18 protein-coding genes are annotated in these 18,652 nt (G+C 66.6%); 13 read left to right on the forward strand and 5 right to left on the reverse strand.

All coding sequences use genetic code 11. From position 1 onward, the window contains the following. Together Q0W90_RS15505 and Q0W90_RS15510 are read left to right on the forward strand one after the other, a co-directional pair. The coding region (locus Q0W90_RS15505; RefSeq protein ID WP_297775122.1) for an NAD(P)H-binding protein at positions 1–658 on the forward strand (658 nt) is incomplete at its 5' end. A 20-nt stretch (positions 659–678) separates the two neighbouring features. After that, the gene (locus Q0W90_RS15510; protein WP_297775141.1) at positions 679–1,089 is read left to right on the forward strand and encodes a cupin domain-containing protein; all 411 of its coding nucleotides are present in this window, start codon (positions 679–681) and stop codon (positions 1,087–1,089) included. Positions 1,090–1,178: 89 nt separating this feature from the next. Here Q0W90_RS15510 and Q0W90_RS15515 read toward each other — a convergent pair whose 3' ends face one another. The 3 genes from Q0W90_RS15515 to Q0W90_RS15525 all read right to left on the reverse strand — a co-directional run bounded on the left by Q0W90_RS15515 (position 1,179) and on the right by Q0W90_RS15525 (position 4,724). Then, positions 1,179–1,919: a DUF5666 domain-containing protein gene (locus Q0W90_RS15515; protein WP_297775124.1), complete on the reverse strand. Its 741-nt coding sequence runs from the start codon at positions 1,917–1,919 to the stop codon at positions 1,179–1,181. A 112-nt stretch (positions 1,920–2,031) separates the two neighbouring features. Beyond that, entirely contained in the window at positions 2,032–2,820 is a 789-nt protein-coding gene (locus Q0W90_RS15520) for a DUF5666 domain-containing protein (protein WP_363319564.1), read from the reverse strand. A 74-nt stretch (positions 2,821–2,894) separates the two neighbouring features. Continuing rightward, entirely contained in the window at positions 2,895–4,724 is a 1,830-nt protein-coding gene (locus Q0W90_RS15525; protein WP_297775126.1) for an acyl-CoA dehydrogenase, read from the reverse strand. A gap of 154 nt (positions 4,725–4,878) precedes the next feature. Here Q0W90_RS15525 and trxA point away from each other — a divergent pair, with 154 nt between their 5' ends. The 4 genes from trxA (at position 4,879) to Q0W90_RS15545 (ending at position 8,113) form a co-directional block, all read left to right on the forward strand. Further along, positions 4,879–5,232 (forward strand): thioredoxin, encoded by a 354-nt coding sequence (gene trxA / locus Q0W90_RS15530; protein ID WP_297599706.1) that lies wholly within the window; start codon positions 4,879–4,881, stop codon positions 5,230–5,232. 43 nt (positions 5,233–5,275) lie between these two features. Further along, entirely contained in the window at positions 5,276–6,085 is an 810-nt protein-coding gene (locus Q0W90_RS15535; RefSeq protein ID WP_297700058.1) for an enoyl-CoA hydratase, read from the forward strand. A 26-nt stretch (positions 6,086–6,111) separates the two neighbouring features. Further along, positions 6,112–7,749 (forward strand): ABC-F family ATP-binding cassette domain-containing protein, encoded by a 1,638-nt coding sequence (locus Q0W90_RS15540; protein WP_297775128.1) that lies wholly within the window; start codon positions 6,112–6,114, stop codon positions 7,747–7,749. Between the two features lie 169 nt (positions 7,750–7,918). Continuing rightward, positions 7,919–8,113, forward strand: a complete 195-nt coding sequence (locus tag Q0W90_RS15545) for a helix-turn-helix domain-containing protein (protein WP_297599728.1) — start codon at positions 7,919–7,921, stop codon at positions 8,111–8,113. A gap of 68 nt (positions 8,114–8,181) precedes the next feature. On the opposite strand, the gene Q0W90_RS15550 is transcribed toward Q0W90_RS15545, so the two are convergent. Both Q0W90_RS15550 and Q0W90_RS15555 read right to left on the reverse strand, forming a co-directional pair. Further along, positions 8,182–8,745: a TetR/AcrR family transcriptional regulator gene (locus Q0W90_RS15550; RefSeq protein ID WP_297599697.1), complete on the reverse strand. Its 564-nt coding sequence runs from the start codon at positions 8,743–8,745 to the stop codon at positions 8,182–8,184. A 20-nt stretch (positions 8,746–8,765) separates the two neighbouring features. Next, positions 8,766–11,579: an aconitate hydratase gene (locus Q0W90_RS15555; protein ID WP_297775131.1), complete on the reverse strand. Its 2,814-nt coding sequence runs from the start codon at positions 11,577–11,579 to the stop codon at positions 8,766–8,768. Between the two features lie 290 nt (positions 11,580–11,869). Between Q0W90_RS15555 and Q0W90_RS15560 the strand changes: the two genes are divergently transcribed. The 7 genes from Q0W90_RS15560 to Q0W90_RS15590 form a co-directional block, all read left to right on the forward strand. Continuing rightward, on the forward strand, positions 11,870–12,445 hold the full coding sequence (locus Q0W90_RS15560) for a DUF6676 family protein (RefSeq protein ID WP_297600241.1): 576 nt from the start codon (positions 11,870–11,872) through the stop codon (positions 12,443–12,445). 238 nt (positions 12,446–12,683) lie between these two features. Further along, positions 12,684–14,123 (forward strand): NlpC/P60 family peptidoglycan endopeptidase RipA, encoded by a 1,440-nt coding sequence (gene ripA / locus Q0W90_RS15565; protein WP_297600245.1) that lies wholly within the window; start codon positions 12,684–12,686, stop codon positions 14,121–14,123. Between the two features lie 10 nt (positions 14,124–14,133). After that, positions 14,134–14,868 (forward strand): NlpC/P60 family peptidoglycan endopeptidase RipB, encoded by a 735-nt coding sequence (gene ripB / locus Q0W90_RS15570; protein ID WP_297600248.1) that lies wholly within the window; start codon positions 14,134–14,136, stop codon positions 14,866–14,868. 121 nt (positions 14,869–14,989) lie between these two features. Beyond that, positions 14,990–16,126 (forward strand): MoxR family ATPase, encoded by a 1,137-nt coding sequence (locus Q0W90_RS15575; protein ID WP_297775133.1) that lies wholly within the window; start codon positions 14,990–14,992, stop codon positions 16,124–16,126. Beyond that, positions 16,123–17,067, forward strand: a complete 945-nt coding sequence (locus Q0W90_RS15580; RefSeq protein ID WP_297775135.1) for a DUF58 domain-containing protein — start codon at positions 16,123–16,125, stop codon at positions 17,065–17,067. The genes Q0W90_RS15575 and Q0W90_RS15580 overlap by 4 nt, the downstream gene beginning before the upstream one ends. Positions 17,068–17,133: 66 nt before the next feature. Beyond that, the gene (locus Q0W90_RS15585) at positions 17,134–18,141 is read left to right on the forward strand and encodes a VWA domain-containing protein (protein WP_297775137.1); all 1,008 of its coding nucleotides are present in this window, start codon (positions 17,134–17,136) and stop codon (positions 18,139–18,141) included. A gap of 98 nt (positions 18,142–18,239) precedes the next feature. After that, positions 18,240–18,652: SDR family NAD(P)-dependent oxidoreductase (locus Q0W90_RS15590; RefSeq protein WP_297775139.1), on the forward strand; the 413-nt coding region annotated here is incomplete at its 3' end.

Genomic DNA, 18,652 nt, shown 5'->3' on the forward strand with positions numbered 1-18,652 from the left:
CCGATCAGGTGTCGATGCCCTGACCGGTGAAGGCCTCGCCGACGCGCTCGCCGGTGCGGACGTCCTGGTCGATGTCGCCGATTCACCCTTGTTCGACGACGAACCTGTAATGCACTTCTTCACGACCGCGACGGCGAATCTGCTCTCTGCTGAACAGGAAGCGGGAGTCAAACACCATGTCGCGTTGTCCGTAGTGGGCGCGCAGGCCATGCCGGATAGCGGCTACAACACCGCCAAAGCAGCTCAGGAGAACCTGATCAAGAATTCGGGCCGGCCCTATTCGATCGTGCGGGCAACTCCGTTCTACGAGTTCGCGATTGGGTTGGCCGATTCCGCGACAGACGGAGACATTGTCAGGTTGCCACACGCGCTGTTTCGTCCTATCGCCGCCGACGATGTCGCCACCGCCGTGGCCCGCGCGGCGGTCGGACCCGCTATCAACGGAGTAACGGAGATCGCTGGGCCCGAAGCAATGGGGATGGACGATTTTGTCCGCACGGGCCTTGCCGCCAAGGCTGATCAACGTCGGGTCGTGACCGACGCCGAGGCGCCATACTTCGGTGCGGTGATCGACGATCACACCCTCGCTCCGGACGAGAACGCCACCATCTTCGCTACTCGATACTCCGACTGGATCGACACATGTTCGGTTTCGTAACCCCAAAGTCAAGATAGCGAATAGTGTTGGATACGAACGACTCCGAACAGAAATCAATAATAAAGGTGCTGCAGGAAGTACGGGCGCCGTCGATTCCTGTAGGCGCCCAGGTGATGACCATTCTCATCACCCATCCGCCGGGCGCCCCTGGATACCCGCCACATCGCCTTCCTGGCGGGCCGGGGTTCGGTTACATGATCGCCGGGGAGATGTTGTTCGAACTCGAGGGTGAAGCGCCACGCGTCCTACGCGCGGGAGACGCGTTCTGGGGGCCCGGCGGCGACGTGGTCCACTATCAGGACGCGAACAACCGCACTGACATTCATTGTAGCTTCGTCCTCACAATGCTGTGCTTGCCGGGTCAACCGCTGCGCGAGTGGGTTACCGAAGAGGAGCTTGAGGCGCGAAAGGGGTTGCGCGTCAACGGTTGACCGGCCGCGCACCTGAGCATTCGGACGATGTTGTTGCTCGCATCGACGGCGACCCGCTGCGCCCGGCTACGCCGCGCTGGCGATCGCCACTAAAGGTGGAGGTGGAGGTGGGGCAGATGCAGATGGTGGTGCGGGTGCCCCATGGGTGGGCACGTCTCCAAGCTGATCATCGTCGCGTGTAGCGTGCCGCCGTCCTGGGTTCCGTTTGCCCCCAAGCATTTACCGTTCGTGATCGCATGGGCGTCCGACGGTGTCTGCCTGAGATATGAGGTCGAGTCGGCGACGGTCACGGTGGTGGGAGCGCCCGGGCCGCCGGGGCCCAGACCGGTGATCGCAATGGTGTTGCCCGACACCGAGGCGACCGTGCCGTAGAACCCGGCCGGTGGCGGACACCTGCCGTCCGCGGACGCGGTGACCGTCACCGATTGCGCGGTGATCGCCCCGAGGGTCGGCGCGCTCTGCGGCGTGGCGCGAACATTTACGCAGCTGCCGGGCGTCACATCCGTCAGCTTCGCCGGGGTCGCCTCCACGACCCTCGTCTCGGGCGTGTAATCCACGGTCGCGGAGCCGGTCCGCGTCCGCAGCGCGATCGTGCCGCCCGACACCGACTGGACCATGCCCTCCACGTAGTCCTTGCCGATGGGAGGTGGCGGGGGCTGCGATGGCCCCGACGGTGGTACCGCGCTAGGCGGGACCGCGGTGACGGTAGGCGGGGCGCTGCTGTTCGACGAGTTGTGGGACGGCCCGCACATGGCGACACACAACGCGATGAAAACGATCACGGTGCCGATCGCGATCTGGGTCCACCGAGTCTTTGAAAGGGCAGGCACGGCCTCTTCTCCATCGCATGTTTCGCCGTGGTGGGCGATTACCCCCGGCGAGCGCGGTTTTCCACCCGCGCCCGTCGGGGGCTACGGCGATCTGAAGCTGCGCGAGCCGGGGTCAGCCACCCTGGCCGGGCTGCTTGGGCTTGCCGCATTTGCCGTCGACGGCCTGTCGTAGCTTGATGCTCGTCGCCTGCAGCGCGCCGCCGTTGTCGGTGGTTCCGCGCGCGGACAGGCACTTGCCCGGCGCGATCGCATCGGTGTTCGCGGACGTCTGCTTGGTGTATTTGGTCTTGTCGTCAACCGTCACGGTCGTTTGCGTGGTGTTACCGCTGGCATCCGTGCCGGTCAGGTTGATGGTGTTACCCGAAACCGACGCCACCGAGCCCCGCACCCAGGCTGGCTTCGCGGGCGCCGGTGAGGGCGAGCCGGGCGGTGGCGTGCTGCTGGCACCGCCCGGTGTGGACTCCGGCGGTTTGGGGCAGACGCCGTTGACGGACTCGCTGATCTTCACCTTCGCGGCCGTGACCTGCTGCCCGGGCGCCGACCCCTCGACGGGCTTCACGCTGACGCAGCTGCCCTGGGTGACGTCCGGCAGGCCCGCCGGAACGGCCTCGGTGATCTTGGTGGTCGAGGTGAAGTTCACCGCGGCGGTGGCGTTGTCTTCCTTGGTGACCTGGATGGAGTTGCCCGCCACGGACGCGATCAGGCCGCTGACCTTGGTTTCGGCGTTGGGCGTGGACGACGGGGCCGCCGAGGTCACGGTGGATGTCGACGTCGAGGTTGAGGTTGAAGTGGAACTGGATTTATTCGAAGAGCCGCAGGCGGACAGGGACAATGCGGTAGCCCCCGCGACCGCGAATATCGCGAACCGCGTGAGGCGGGGTACGTGACAGCTGGCAGACATCAACGTTTCTCCATTCGTCGGGTAAAGCCAACGTTCTGGTTTACCCGTTCGAACTGTGCCTAACCTGTGGGCCGTCAGAAGGCCGCTTCGGGCACCTTCATGATCTCGTCGTCGATGGCCTCGATGACGCCGCGCAGGGCGGTCAGCTTCGGCAACATGTTCTTGGCGAAGAACGCCGCCGTGGCGACCTTGCCCTGAAGGAACGGCTCATCGTGTCCCGCTGCGCCATCGGTCAGCGCGCGGTGCGCGACGCCGGCTTGCACCAGTAGTCTCCAGCCGATCAGCAGATCGCCGACCGCAAGCAGAAAGCGCACCGAACCCAACCCCACCTTGTAAATGTCGGTGGGCTGCTGGGCCGCGGACATCAGATAACCGGTCAGCGCACCCGTCATCGCCGTCACGTCGTCGTACGCGGTCTGCACTAGTTGGGCGATCGGCTTGAGCGCCTCGTCGCAGTCATCGATGGTCGCGGTGATCTGGGTCGTCAGGAACTGCAGGGCCTGGCCCCGGTCACGCACGATCTTGCGGAAGAAGAAGTCGAGCGCCTGGATGGCGGTGGTGCCCTCGTAGAGCGAGTCGATCTTGGAATCACGGATGTACTGCTCGAGCGGATAGTCGGTCAGGAAGCCGGAACCACCCAGCGTCTGCAGCGACTCGGTGAGCACTTCGTAGGCCCGTTCCGAACTGACCCCTTTGACGATGGGTAGCAGCAGATCGTCGATCCGGTGCGCCATGTCGTGATCGGCACCCGAAACACGTTGGGCCACTGCGTCATCCTGGTGTGCGGCGGCATACATGTAGAGCGCTCGCAGGCCCTCGGCGTACGCCTTCTGGGTCATCAGGCTACGACGCACGTCGGGGTGGTGGATGATGGTGACCCGCGGGGCCGTCTTGTCGGACATCTGTGTCAGGTCCGCGCCCTGCACCCGCTCTTTGGCGAAGGCCAGCGCGTTCAGGTAACCCGTGGACAGCGTGCCGGCGGCTTTGACGCCAATCGTCATGCGCGCCTGCTCGATGACGGTGAACATCTGCGCGATACCCCGGTGCACGTCGCCGACGAGGTAACCGACCGCGGGCACATCCGTTGCGCCGAAGGTCAATTCGCACGTGGGGGAGGACTTGATGCCCATCTTGTGCTCCACCCCGGTGACGTACACACCGTTGCGCGGGCCGAGCTCGAAAGTGTCCGGGTCGAACAGGTGGTTGGGCACGTAGAACAGGCTCAGGCCCTTGGTGCCCGGACCGGCGCCCTCGGGACGGGCCAGCACCAGATGGAAGATGTTCTCGGCGGTGTCGCCCACGTCGCCGCCGGAGATGAAGCGCTTGACGCCCTCGATGTGCCAGGTGCCGTCGGGTTGTTCGAAGGCTTTGGCGCGGCCGGCGCCGACGTCGGAGCCCGCGTCGGGTTCGGTGAGCACCATGGTGGCCGCCCAGCCCCGCTCCACGCCTTCGGCGGCCCATCGGCGCTGCTGCTCATTGCCCTCGATGTACAGGGCCTGAGACATGAACGGGCCCAGGCAAAAGAAATTCGCCGACGGATTGGCGCAGATCAGCATTTCGTTGACCGCCCACGCCAGCGGCGGCGGGGCGGGCATGCCGCCTATCTCTTCGGCCATGCCCAGCCGCCACCAGCCGGCTTCCTTGAGCGCGGCCACCGTCTTGGCCAGCTCGTCCGGCACGCTGATGGTGTGCTCGGCCGGGTCGAACACCGGCGGGTTGCGGTCGGCGAAGGCGAAGGAGTCGGCCACCGGACCCTCGGCCAGGCGAGCGGCTTCGGCCAATATGGTTCGCACCGTTTCCTCGTCGAGGTCGCGGTAGCCTCCGGTGCCCAGGACGGCGCCGATACCGAGGACTTCGAAGAGGTTGAACTCGAGATCACGGACGTTAGCGATGTAGTGGCCCAACGCGATTCCCTCACTGGTCCTTTGAGGCGGCGGATGGTCAGGCCCAGTCTGTCGGACGCGGGAAAACGTACGCAACCGTAACCAGCGCGGAATGCGGCGCCGCGCGTCACGGCGCACCGGGAACATCACGTCGGCGCGGGGCGTTACCGCAAATGTGACAACACTTGATCTCACCGCTGAGAAGTTCAACGAAACCGTCGCGGGCAACGACATCGTGCTCGTCGACTTCTGGGCGTCCTGGTGTGGTCCGTGCCGCCAGTTCGGCCCCACTTTCCAGGCGTCGTCGGAGAAACATCCCGACATCGTGCACGCCAAGGTCGACACCGAGGCCGAACAACAGCTGGCCGCGGCCGCCCAGATCCGGTCCATCCCCACGCTGATGGCCTTCAAGAAGGGCAAACTGCTGTTCAACCAGCCCGGGGCCCTGCCGCCGGCGGCCCTCGAGGACCTGGTCCAGCAGGTCCGGGCCTTCGACGTCGACGCGGCAGAAGCCGGGCCGGCCGAATAAGCGCGACACCGCGCTGCCGTCGGTCACGCGCTAGGTTGCATGGGTGAGTTTGGTACTGGTAGACCACCCGCGGCCCGGCGTGGCGCTGATCACCCTCAACCGACCCGAGCGGATGAACTCCATGGCGTTCGACGTCATGGTGCCCCTGAAGGAGGCCCTGGAGAAGGTCCGATACGACAACGCGGTGCGCGTAGTCGTGCTGACGGGCGCCGGGCGGGGCTTTTCCTCGGGTGCCGATCACAAGTCCGCGGGCTCGGTGCCCAATGTCGAGGGGCTGACCCGCCCCACCTATGCGCTGCGCTCCATGGAGATTCTCGACGAGGTCATCCTGGCCTTGCGCCGGCTACACCAACCGGTGATCGCCGCGGTCAACGGCCCGGCCATCGGCGGTGGTCTGTGCCTGGCGCTGGCCGCCGACATCCGGGTGGCCTCCACCAGCGCGTACTTTCGCGCCGCCGGCATCAACAACGGGCTGACCGCCAGCGAACTGGGGCTGTCTTACCTGCTGCCCCGGGCCATCGGATCGTCGCGGGCGTTCGAGATCATGCTGACCGGCCGCGACGTCACCGCGGAGGAGGCCGAGCGGATCGGGCTGGTGTCGTGCCAGGTGCCCGACAAGCAGCTGCTGGACACCTGCTATGCCATCGCGGCGCGGATCGCGGCGTTCTCCCGGCCTGGTACCGAGTTGACCAAGCGCACGCTGTGGACTGGACTGGACGCCGGTAGCCTGGAAGGGCACATGCAAGCCGAAGGCTTGGGACAGCTTTTCGTCCGCCTGCTCACCGCCAACTTCGAAGAAGCGGTTGCCGCGCGCGCAGAACGACGACCAGCGGTATTCACCGACGACAAATAGGCGTCCTTCAACTCAGGAGAGCGATCGTGATCACGGCCACGGACCTCGAGGTCCGCGCTGGCGCGCGCATCCTGCTCTCACCCGACGGCCCCGACCTGCGGGTGCAGCCCGGCGACCGCATCGGGCTGGTCGGCCGTAACGGCGCGGGCAAGACCACCACCCTGCGCATCTTGGCGGGGGAGACCGAGCCGTATGCCGGGTCGATCACCCGCACCGGCGAAATCGGTTATCTGCCACAGGATCCCAAAGAGGGCGACCTCGATGTGCTGGCCCGCGACCGGGTCCTGTCGGCCCGCGGGTTGGACGTCTTGCTCACCGATCTGGAAAAGCAGCAGGCGTTGATGGCCGAGGTCGCCGACGACGACGCCCGCGACCGCGCGATCCGCCGGTACGGCCAGCTGGAGGAGCGTTTCGTGGCCCTGGGCGGCTACGGCGCGGAAAGCGAAGCCAGCCGCATCTGTGCCAGTCTCGGCTTGCCGGAACGGGTGCTGACGCAGCAGCTGCGCACCCTGTCCGGCGGGCAGCGCCGCCGGGTGGAGCTGGCGCGCATCCTGTTCGCCGCCTCGGAGGGGGGAGCGGGAACCTCAGGCTCGGAGACCACCCTGCTTCTCGACGAGCCCACCAACCACCTGGACGCGGATTCCATCGGCTGGTTACGCGACTTCCTGCGCGCCCACACCGGCGGGCTGGTGATCATTAGCCACAACGTCGAATTGCTCGCCGACGTCGTCAACCGGGTGTGGTTCCTGGACGCCGTGCGCGGCGAGGCCGACGTCTACAACATGGGCTGGCAGAAGTACCTCGATGCCCGCGCGACCGACGAGCAGCGTCGCCGCCGGGAACGCACGAACGCCGAACGCAAGGCCACCGCGCTGCGCACACAGGCCGCGAAGCTGGGTGCGAAAGCCACCAAAGCCGTTGCCGCCCAGAACATGTTACGCCGCGCCGACCGGATGATGGCCGCGCTCGACGAGGAGCGAGTCGCCGACAAGGTGGCCCGCATCAAGTTCCCGACGCCCGCCGCGTGTGGGCGCACACCGCTGATCGCCAAGGGGCTGAGCAAGTCCTACGGATCGCTGGAAGTGTTCACCGGTGTCGATCTGGCGATCGACCGCGGCTCGCGGGTGGTGGTGCTGGGGCTCAACGGCTCCGGCAAGACCACATTGCTCAGATTGCTGGCCGGCACCGAGGCTCCCGACACCGGAGGGCTGGAGCCCGGACACGGCTTGCGGGTCGGGTATTTCGCGCAGGAGCACGACACGCTCGACAACGATGCGAGCGTGTGGGAGAACATCCGGCACGCCGCACCGGATTCGGGCGAGCAGGAACTGCGCGGGCTGCTGGGCGCGTTCATGTTCAGCGGGCCGCAACTCGACCAGCCGGCTGGCACCCTGTCCGGCGGTGAGAAAACCCGGCTCGCGCTGGCCGGTTTGGTGGCGTCGACCGCCAACGTCTTGTTGCTCGACGAACCGACGAACAACCTCGATCCCGCGTCGCGCGAGCAGGTACTCGACGCGCTGCGCAGCTATCAGGGCGCGGTGGTGCTGGTGACGCACGACCCCGGCGCCGCCGAGGCCCTCGACCCGCAACGAGTGGTGCTCCTCCCGGACGGCACCGAGGACTACTGGTCCGACGAATACCGGGATCTGATCGAGCTCGCCTGATTTGATGGTGGCGACCCGCTTCGCCGCGCTGCGCCGCGCTCGCGATCGCCACGGGACTGCGGCACGTGGCGACAGGTGATTTCGCGAAATCCGCCCGCGGCCGACAACGGCTTCTTACTCTAGGTGCTTGCGATCGTGTCCCGGCCTCGGAGGAACCATGAGAAGAACAGTGCAAAGGTCGGCCAAGGTGCGCGACCAGTTGTTGGACGAGCTACGCCACGCCTACGAAGGTGGGGCCAGCATCCGCAGTCTGGTTGCCACGACCGGCCGGTCGTACGGGTCGATTCACAGCCTGTTGCGGGAGTCGGGTACCACGATGCGCAGCCGCGGCGGCCCAAACCGGACCGCGAAGGTCGCGCGGTAAATCCACGAGCGTGAACCCGGCGACACTGAATCGGCCTGTCGCGTCGTGAGATTCACAATCGGCGCGCCTTAACTGCGCCGCACCGAGCTCTCCACCAGGTCGAGCACCGCGGCCAGGCGCTGCGGATCCTCGCCGGACGCCAACCGGGCCACCAGGCCGTCGAGCACCAACTCCAGATAGCACCGCAGCACATCGCCGGGCACGTCGTCGCGCACCCGCTGCGCCTCCGTCTGCCTGCGCAGCCGATCGGTGGTCGCCGCCGCCAGCTCGGCCGAACGCTCCGCCCAGCCGCGGCTGAACGCGGGATCGTTGCGCAGCTTGCGGGCGATCTCCAATCTGGTGGCCAACCAGTCGAACTGGTCGGGCGCGGCCAACATGTCCCGCATCACCTGGATCAGTCCGGCGCGGGAGGCCACATCGGCCATCCGCTCGGCGTCCTCGTGGGCGAGCGCGAAAAACAGCGCGTCCTTGTCCCGGAAATGGTGGAAGATCGCGCCGCGCGACATCCCGATCGCCTTCTCCAGCCGGCGCACCGTGGCTTTGTCGTAGCCGAATTCGGCAAAGCAGCGACGGGCGCCGTCGAGGATCTGGCGGCGGCGGGCCGCCAGATGGTCCTCGCTGACCTTGGGCACGGGGGGCCGGCCGGTTTGGGCTAGTCCGACTTGAGCATGTTGCGCAGCACGTACTGCAGGATGCCGCCGTTGCGGTAGTAGTCGGCCTCGCCGGGGGTGTCGATGCGCACCACCGCGTCGAACTCGATGGCATCCGAACCATCCTTGCTTGCCTTGACGCGCACCGTCTTCGGCGTCTTGCCGTTGTTGAGCTCGTCGATACCGGTGATGTCGAACACCTCGGTGCCGTCCAGCCCCAGATCCTCGGCGGACTTGCCGTCCGGGAACTGCAACGGGATCACGCCCATACCGATCAGGTTGGACCGGTGGATGCGTTCGAACGACTCGGCGATCACCGCGCGCACACCCAGCAGCCGCGTTCCCTTGGCCGCCCAGTCGCGTGACGAGCCCGACCCGTACTCCTTACCGCCCAGCACCACCAGCGGAATATCTTGTGCCGCATAGTTTTGCGCGGCGTCGTAGATGAACGCCTGCGGCGCGTCATCCTGGGTGAAGTCGCGGGTGTAGCCGCCGGACACGTCGTCGAGCAACAGGTTGCGAAGCCTGATGTTGGCGAACGTGCCGCGGATCATCACCTCGTGGTTGCCGCGCCGCGAGCCAAAGGAGTTGTAGTCCTTGCGTTCCACGCCGTGGTCGTCGAGGTACTGCGCCGCCGGGGTGCCCGGCTTGATGCTGCTGGCGGGGGAGATGTGGTCGGTGGTCACCGAGTCGCCGAGCAGCGCCAGCACCCGTGCGCCGGTGATGTCGGCGACCGGCTCGGGATCGGCGGGCATGCCGTCGAAGTACGGAGGTTTGCGCACGTACGTCGAATCCGAGTCCCACTCAAAGGTGTTGCCGCTCGGAGTCGGCAGGTTGCGCCAGCGTTCGTCACCCTTGAACACATCGGCGTAGTTCTTGGTGAACATCTCCTGGTTGATCGCCGACGCGATGGTGTCGGAGACGTCCTGCTGCGACGGCCAGATGTCTTTCAGGAAGACGTCGTTGCCGTCTTTGTCTTGGCCGAGTGGCTCCTCGTCGAAGTCGAAGTCCATGGTGCCGGCGAGCGCGTAGGCCACCACCAGCGGCGGCGACGCCAGGTAGTTCATCTTCACGTCCGGGTTGATGCGGCCCTCGAAGTTGCGGTTACCCGAAAGCACGGCGGTGACCGAAAGGTCGTTGTCGTTGATGGCCTTCGAGATCTCGTCGGGCAGCGGACCGGAGTTACCGATGCAGGTGGTGCAGCCGTAGCCGACCAGATAGAAGCCGAGCTTCTCCAGATACGGCCACAGGCCGGCCTTGTTGTAGTAGTCGTTGACCACCTGGGAGCCGGGCGCCATGGTGGTCTTCACCCACGGCTTGGACGCCAGTCCCTTGTCGACGGCGTTGCGTGCGAGCAGCGCGGCGCCCAGCATCACTTCGGGGTTGGAGGTGTTGGTGCACGACGTGATCGCGGCGATGACCACCGCGCCGTGGTCGAGCACGAACTCGCCGAACTCGTCGGAGCGCACCGTCACCGGGTTGCTGGGCCGGCCGGTGGCGTGCGCGGCGGCCGACTTCGCCTCGGGCACGTCGTCCGCGTGCCCGTTCGTGGGCGATCCCGGGTCACTGGCCGGGAAGGTCTCTTCGACCACCTCGTCCAGCTTCGAGTAGCCCTGCTGGCCGTTTTGGTCGCCGACGTAATTGGGGATTTGCTCGCGGAACGTGGACTTGGCTTCCGCCAACACAATTCGGTCCTGGGGACGCTTGGGCCCGGCGATCGACGGCACCACGTCGGACAGGTCGAGTTCGATGTATTCCGAGTACTCGGGCTCGTGAGTGGGGTCGTGCCACATGCCCTGTTCCTTGGCGTAGGCCTCGACCAGCGCCAGCTGCTCATCCTTGCGGCCGGTGAAGCGCAGGTAGGAGATGGTCTCCTCGTCGATCGGGAAAATGGCTGCGGTGGAACCGAATTCGGGGCTCATGTTGCCCAGGGTGGCGCGGTTGGCCAGCGGCACCTCGGCCACACCCTTGCCGTAGAACTCGACGAACTTTCCGACCACACCGTGCTTGCGCAGCATCTCGGTCACGGTCAGCACGACGTCGGTCGCTGTCACGCCAGGCTGGATTTCACCGGTCAGCTTGAAGCCGACCACGCGGGGGATCAGCATCGACACCGGCTGACCGAGCATCGCGGCCTCGGCCTCGATGCCGCCTACGCCCCAGCCCAGAACGCCGAGGCCGTTGACCATCGTGGTGTGCGAGTCGGTACCCACGCAGGTGTCGGGGTAGGCCACCCCGTCGCGGCTCATCACCACGCTGGCCAGGTACTCGATGTTGACCTGGTGCACGATGCCGGTGCCCGGGGGCACCACCTTGAAGTCCTGGAATGCTCCCTGGCCCCAGCGCAAGAACTGATAGCGCTCGCCGTTGCGCTGGTATTCGATCTCGACGTTGCGCTCGAATGAGTCGGGGGTGCCGAACAGGTCGGCGATCACCGAGTGGTCGATCACCAGGTCGGCGGGCGCGAGCGGGTTGACCTTCTCCGGGTTGCCGCCGAGCTCGCCGATCGCCTCGCGCATGGTGGCCAGGTCGACGATGCACGGCACACCGGTGAAGTCCTGCATCACGACCCGCGCCGGGGTGTACTGGATCTCAATGCTGGGCTCCGCCTTGGGATCCCAGTTTGCGATGGCCTCGATGTGGTCCTTGGTGATGTTGCTGCCGTCCTCGTTGCGCAGCAGGTTCTCGGCCAGCACCTTGAGGCTGTAGGGGAGCTTCTCCGTGTTGGGGACGGCGTCGAGGCGATAGATCTGGTAACTCTTGTCGCCGACCTCGAGGGTGTTGCGGGCTCCGAATGAGTTCACAGAATCAGTCACTTCAACTCCCAAGGATTTAGTTCTCCCACCGACGGGGCTGGTGTCGGCGGATCGTCCGAACGAACATGCAACTTTAACAGTACGCTTGTCCTGCATTACAGACGGCAGCCCTGACTCCAGTCTTATCGCGGCGGCCCCGGGCTAAACCTCCGTGTGCGCACCAATCGCGCCGAGGTCTCACGCGGGGCGGCCGGCGCCGGCGCGGTGGGCCCGCGATGGGACGGGGCGAGGTCGCGTACGGTGCCTGTAGCACTGCGCCAGGAGGGACACGCCGCCGCAGGAGGGAAACAATGACCGGGCAAGATTCTTTCGTCGGACCGCTGCCGGAAACGGTTCCGGGCCTCCCCGCCTACATTCCCGTGGACGTCGACATCACGATGGTCAAGGCTCAGGTCGCCGCCACCGGAGTCAGCGCGCCGCCGGCGGCCATGCCCGGGCTGCTCGACGTGGTCAACCAGGCGCACGCCGAGGGCATCAACCTCAAGATCGTGATGCTCGACCACAACCCCCCGAACGACACGCCGTTGCGCGACATCTCGACCGTGGTCGGCGCCGACTATCACGACGCCACCGTCCTGACGCTGAGCCCGAGTTATGTCGGCAGCTACAGCACGCAGTTCCCGCGCGTCACCCTCGAGGCCGGTGAGGACATCGCCAAGACGGGCAACCCGGTGGCGTCGGCGCAGCATTTCCTCCACGAGCTGGACACGCCCGAGTTTCCCTGGACCGGCCTGACCATCTTCCTCTTGATCGGGGTCTTCGCGGCGGCCGTCGGCACCCGGCTGTTGCAGGTGCGTAGCAAGCGTCCAGCAACATCGGACGACGCGGCGGCGACTGACGATGCCGAGGCCAATACCGGCGCCTGACATCTCGTATTCGGTTCTTCGGGTTCGGCTGACGGATTTCGCGCGCTGCCACGGCAAACGGGGCAGGTCACCGTTCGGTCACATTAAACGCACGTAGAGAGTGCGATTTCGGCGGAGCGTTTGCACGCCCACCCCTGTGACGTACGGTGCAAATGATGCTGGTGTTGTCTTTGGCGCCTTACGAGAAGTCTGTGGCCGGCGCCACCCGTCGCGTCGAGCCGTAGGAGACCTGAGTCGAATGAGACGCACACGCTGGGGGTCTTCCGCGCGACCGGCCGCAAGGCTGGTGCGGCCCATCGTGCCGTCGGTGTTGAGCGTGGCCCTGTTGATCTGCACCCCGGGCCTGGCGCAGGGTGATTCCTCCGCAGACAACCTGGCCGCGCTGATCGCGAACGTCGCCAAGGCCAACCAGCGCCTGCAGAACCTGAGCGCCGAAATTCAGACCGAGCAGGAAAGCGTCAACAAGGCCCTGGTCGACGTGGAGACCGCCCGAGACAACGCGGCCACCGCCCAACGCGATCTTCAGACCAGCCAGCAGGCGGTCAAAGATTCCACCGCGGCGATCGCCGGAGCGCAGCGCCGCTTCGACACTTTCGCCGCGGCCGCCTACATGAACGGCCCGTCGAGCAGCTACCTGAGCGCCAGCAGCCCCGACGACATCATCGCCACCGAAGCCGCGGCCAAGAGCCTGACCGCCAGTTCGCAGACCGTGATGGCCAAGCTGCAGCAAGCCCGCACCGAGCAGGTGAACAAGGAATCGGCGGCGCGGCTCGCCAAGCAGAACGCCGACAAAGCCGCCGGCGACGCCAAGTCCAGCCAGGATGCCGCCGTGGCGGCGCTGACCAACTCCAGACAGAAGTTCGACGAACAGCGCGAGGACATGATCCGTCTGGCCGCCGAGCGGAACCAGGCGCAGGCCAAGCTCGAGGAGGCCAAGCGTGAGGCCGCCGCCCGGCAGGGGTCGACGGGCGGGGCTCCGGCGTCCGGGGACCGGTGGGAGTCGGGGACTGCGGGAGCGGCGGCACCGTCGGCCGGGGCCCGCCAATGGGACGGCGCCTGGGACCCCACCCTGCCGATGATCCCGAGCGCCAACATTCCCGGCGACCCGATCGCGGTGATCAACCAGGTGCTGGGTATCTCGGCCACCTCGACGCAGGTCACCGCCGGTCTCGGCCGCAACTTCCTGCAGCAGATCGGCATCCTCAAGCCCGACGACACTGGCATCACCAATGCGGCGCCGGGTGGGGTCGGGGGGCGTATTCCCCGGGTCTATGGGCGCCAGGCCTCCGAGTACGTGATCCGGCGCGGCATGTCTCAGATCGGCGTGCCCTACTCCTGGGGTGGCGGCAACGCGGCCGGCCCGAGTAAGGGAATCGACTCCGGGGCGGGCATCACCGGCTTCGACTGTTCGGGTCTGGTCTTGTACTCGTTCGCCGGGGTGGGGATCAAGCTGCCGCACTACTCGGGCTCGCAGTACAACCTGGGCCGCAAGATCCCGTCCTCGCAGATGCGCCGCGGCGACGTCATCTTCTACGGCCCGGGCGGTAGCCAGCACGTGACGATCTACCTCGGTGACGGCCAGATGCTCGAGGCTCCCGACATCGGGTTGAAGGTGCGCGTCGCCCCGGTGCGCACCAGCGGCATGACCCCCTACGTGGTCCGCTACATCGAATACTGAACGAGGAGCCATGCGCCGCAAGCGGTTTCGTTTCATCAACTTCGCCTGGATCGCCACTGTGGTGACCGGGCTGTTGCTTTCTGTGGCCGGCCCGGCTCCGCTGGCCACGGCTGACCCCGGCGCGTGGGATCCCACCCTGCCGGCCCAGATCAGCGCCGGCGCCCCGGGAGATCCGCTGGCCGTCGCCAACGCCTCGCTGCAGGCCACCGCCCAGGCCACCCAAACCACATTCAACTTGGGCAAGCAGTTCCTGGGCGGGCTCGGGATCAACCTCGGCGGCGATCCCGCTCCCAGCGCGGCAACCCCCAGCAACCCCGGCGGCAAGATCCCGCGGGTCTACGGCCGGCAGGCCATCGAGTACGTGATCAAGCGGGGCGGGTCGCAGATGGGTGTCCCGTATTCGTGGGGTGGCGGCTCGCTGGACGGGCCCAGCAAGGGCGTCGGCGACGGCGCCAACATCAACGGCTTCGACTGCTCGGGCCTGATGCGGTACATGTTCGCCGGTGTCGGCGTGCTGATCCCGCGGTTTTCCGGTGACCAGTACAACGCCGGACGTCACATTCCGCCGGATCAGGCCAGGCGCGGCGACCTCATCTTCTACGGCCCGAACGGCAGCCAGCACGTCACCATGTACCTGGGCAACGGCCAGATGCTGGAGGCCTCTGGCAGCGCCGGAAAGGTTACGGTCAGCGCGGTTCGTAAGCCCGGCATGACGCCGTTCCTGACCAGGATCATCGAGTACTGATCCCGGGGCCGGCGACCCATCAGCTGGGCGAGCGTCGACGGAACTGCGCACGCCTGGAATAGTTGGACGCGGGCACGTCGCTGCCCGGCAGTCGTGTCCGATTGAGCGTGGAGGGTTCTTGATGACAGCAGCAGGTGGGCCGCCGCCAGGCGCCAGTGGTTACTCGGGCCCGGGCGGGCAATCAGGTTCGCCGGCTCACGAAGCGCCGACAGGCGGCGGTAACGGGCTGGCCGCCGAGGTCCAGACCCTGGAGCGGGCCATCTTCGAGGTCAAACGCATCATCGTCGGCCAGGACCAGCTGGTGGAGCGCATGCTGGTCGGCCTGTTGTCCAAGGGCCACGTGCTGCTCGAGGGTGTTCCCGGTGTCGCCAAAACGCTGGCCGTCGAGACGTTCGCGAAGGTGGTCGGCGGGACGTTCGCGCGCATCCAGTTCACCCCCGACCTGGTGCCGACCGACATCGTCGGTACCCGCATCTACCGGCAGGGCAAGGAGGAGTTCGACACCGAGCTCGGCCCGGTGGTGGTCAACTTCCTGCTCGCCGACGAGATCAACCGCGCGCCCGCCAAGGTGCAGTCGGCGCTGCTGGAGGTCATGCAGGAACGCCAGGTGTCGATTGGTGGCAAGCGATTCCCGCTGCCCAACCCGTTCCTGGTGATGGCCACGCAGAACCCGATCGAGCAGGAAGGTGTCTACGCGCTTCCTGAAGCCCAGCGCGACCGCTTCCTGTTCAAGCTCAACGTCGACTATCCGTCGCCGGAGGAGGAGCGCGAGATCATCTACCGGATGGGTGTCAAACCCCCGGAGCCCAAGCAGATCCTCGACACCGGCGACCTGCTGCGGCTACAGGATGTGGCGGCCAACAACTTCGTGCACCACGCGCTGGTCGACTACGTGGTACGCATCGTGACCGCGACGCGCGAGCCGGAGAAGTTCGGCATGCCCGATGCCAAGGCGTGGATCGCCTACGGCGCATCACCGCGTGCCTCACTGGGCATCATCTCGGCCGCACGGGCGCTGGCGTTGGTGCGGGGCCGTGACTACGTCGTCCCCCAGGATGTCGTCGAGGTCATTCCGGACGTGCTGCGGCACCGTTTGGTGCTGACCTACGACGCGTTGGCCGACGAGATCTCCGCGGAGACGGTGGTCAACCGCATTCTGCAGACGGTGGCGCTGCCGCAGGTGAATGCGCTCCCGCAGCAAGGGCATTCGGTTGGCCCCGTCGTGCCGGTCGCGGCTGCTGCGGCCGCAGGTCGGTGACCAGTTCCCGACGCACCGTCGACCTGCCATCGCTGAAGCGGGGGGAGATCCGCGACCCCGCCCTTACAGCGGCGTTGCGCAAGCTGGAGCTGACGGTGCGTCGCAAGCTCGACGGCGTGCTCCATGGTGACCACCTGGGCCTGCTGCCGGGCCCGGGATCGGAGCCGGGGGAGTCACGGATCTACCAACCCGGCGACGATGTGCGCCGCATGGACTGGTCGGTGACCGCCCGCACCACCCATCCGCATGTCCGGCAGATGATCGCCGACCGGGAGCTGGAGACCTGGCTGGTGGTGGACATGTCGGCCAGCCTCGATTTCGGTACGGCGGGCTGCGAGAAGCGTGACCTGGCGGTGGCGGCCGCGGCGGCCATCACGTTCCTCAACAGTGGGGGCGGAAACCGGATCGGCGCGATCATCGCCAACGGCGACACGGTGCGGCGGGTGCCTGCACTGTCGGGCCGCATGCACGAGCAGGAACTGCTGCGCACGATCGCCACGATGCCCCAGGCGCCGATGGGCGTACGCGGCGACCTGGCTGCGGCCATAGACGCGCTGCGCAGGCCTGAGCGCCGCCGGGGCATGGCGGTGATAATCAGTGATTTCCTGGGCCCGATCAACTGGATGCGTCCGCTTCGGGCCATTGCCGGGCGCCACGAGGTGCTCGGGATCGAGGTGATCGATCCCCGCGATGTCGAACTGCCCGAAATTGGAGATGTCGTTCTGCAGGACACCGAAACCGGCGTCACCCGCGAATTCACCATCGACGAACAGCTGCGCACCGACTTCGAGAGGGCAGCGGCTGAGCACCGCGCCGAAGTGGCGCGGACACTGCGGCGCTGCGACGCGCCCCTGCTCACCCTGCGTACCGACCGGGACTGGATCTCCGATGTGGTCCGGTTCGTTGCCACCCGGCGGCGCGGCGCCCTGGCGGGCCGATGAGCGCTTGCGCGAAGAGCATGCAGATCCGATGAGTGCTTGATACGAAACTGAAATGATAAGTAGCACATGACTTTACCGTTACTCGGCCCGATGAGCCTGACTGGATTCGCGCACGCCTGGTGGTTCCTGTTCCTGTTGGTGGTGCTCGGCCTGATCGGCTACTACCTGGCGGTTCAGCGCGCCCGCAAGCAGCGTGTGCTGCGGTTCGCCAATATGGAACTGCTGGAGAGCGTGGCGCCCAAGCAGCCGACCCGCTGGCGGCATCTGTCTGCGATCCTGATGGTGGCGTCGCTGGTGCTGTTGACGGTCGCGATGGCGGGCCCCACCCACGATGTCCGGATTCCCCGCAACCGCGCGGTGGTGATGCTGGTGATCGACGTGTCGCAGTCCATGCGTGCCACCGATGTTGCGCCCAGCCGTTTGGCTGCGGCCCAGGAGGCGGCCAAGCAGTTCGCCGACCAGTTGACCCCCGGCATCAATCTTGGGTTGATCGCCTACGCCGGGACGGCGACGGTGCTGGTGCAGCCCACCACGAACCGTGAGGCCACCAAGACCGCGCTGGACAAGCTGCAGTTGGCCGACCGCACCGCCACCGGTGAAGGCATTTTCACCGCGCTGCAGGCGATCGCGACGGTCGGAGCGGTGATCGGCGGTGGCGATGAGCGCCCGCCCGGGCGGATCGTGCTGATGTCGGACGGCAAGGAAACGGTGCCGTCGAATCCGGACAACCCCAAGGGTGCATTCACCGCGGCCCGTACCGCCAAGGACCAGGGGGTGCCGGTATCCACGGTGTCATTCGGTACCCCGTACGGCTATGTCGAGATCAACGATCAGCGCCAGCCGGTCCCGGTTGATGACGCGATGCTGGAGAAGATTGCGCAGTTGTCCGGGGGCGACGCGTACACCGCGTCCAGCCTGGAGCAGCTCAAGGCGGTGTTCACCTCGCTGCAGGAACAGATCGGCTACGAGACCATCAGGGGCGACGCCAGCATGGGTTGGTTGCGGCTCGGTGCGCTGGTGCTCGCGTTGGCGGGGGTGGCCGCGCTGCTCATCAACCGCCGGTTGCCCGGTTAAGTGATCGCCGAGATCTACGTCAGGGTCGTGGATCCGCGCGGCCAACAGCCCTGGTGTCGATTTCGGCGATCCACAGACCACACGTTAAGTTGACGGGCATGAGTGACAGTGTTGCCGCTGAAGTCGACGCCGAGAGCCAGGGCGGTCGACCGGCCTTTGTTTCCCGCTCCGTCCTGGTCACCGGTGGCAACCGGGGTATCGGCCTGGCGATCGCGCAGCGGCTGGCCGCCGACGGGCACAAGGTCGCGGTCACCCACCGCGGATCCGGGGCGCCCGACGGACTATTCGGGGTCGTGTGCGACGTCACCGACAACGAGGCCGTCGACCGTGCATTCAAAGAGGTTGAGGAGCACCAGGGCCCGGTCGAGGTGCTGGTGTCCAATGCCGGCATCTCCCAGGACGCGTTCCTCATGCGGATGACCGAGGAGCGGTTCACCGAGGTCATCAATGCCAACCTCACCGGAGCGTTCCGGGTGACCCAGCGCGCGTCGCGCAGCATGCAGCGCAAGCG

This window comes from Mycobacterium sp., assembly GCF_025933915.1.
Lineage (GTDB): Bacteria > Actinomycetota > Actinomycetes > Mycobacteriales > Mycobacteriaceae > Mycobacterium.

Coding starts and splice junctions, on each gene's coding strand:
- Q0W90_RS15520 (WP_363319564.1), bottom strand. CDS start 2,820: ATGTCTGCCAGCTGTCACGTACCCCGCCTCACGCGGTTCGCGATATTC.
- Q0W90_RS15560 (WP_297600241.1), top strand. CDS start 11,870: ATGACCGGGCAAGATTCTTTCGTCGGACCGCTGCCGGAAACGGTTCCG.
- ripA (WP_297600245.1), top strand. CDS start 12,684: ATGAGACGCACACGCTGGGGGTCTTCCGCGCGACCGGCCGCAAGGCTG.
- ripB (WP_297600248.1), top strand. CDS start 14,134: ATGCGCCGCAAGCGGTTTCGTTTCATCAACTTCGCCTGGATCGCCACT.
- Q0W90_RS15575 (WP_297775133.1), top strand. CDS start 14,990: ATGACAGCAGCAGGTGGGCCGCCGCCAGGCGCCAGTGGTTACTCGGGC.
- Q0W90_RS15585 (WP_297775137.1), top strand. CDS start 17,134: ATGACTTTACCGTTACTCGGCCCGATGAGCCTGACTGGATTCGCGCAC.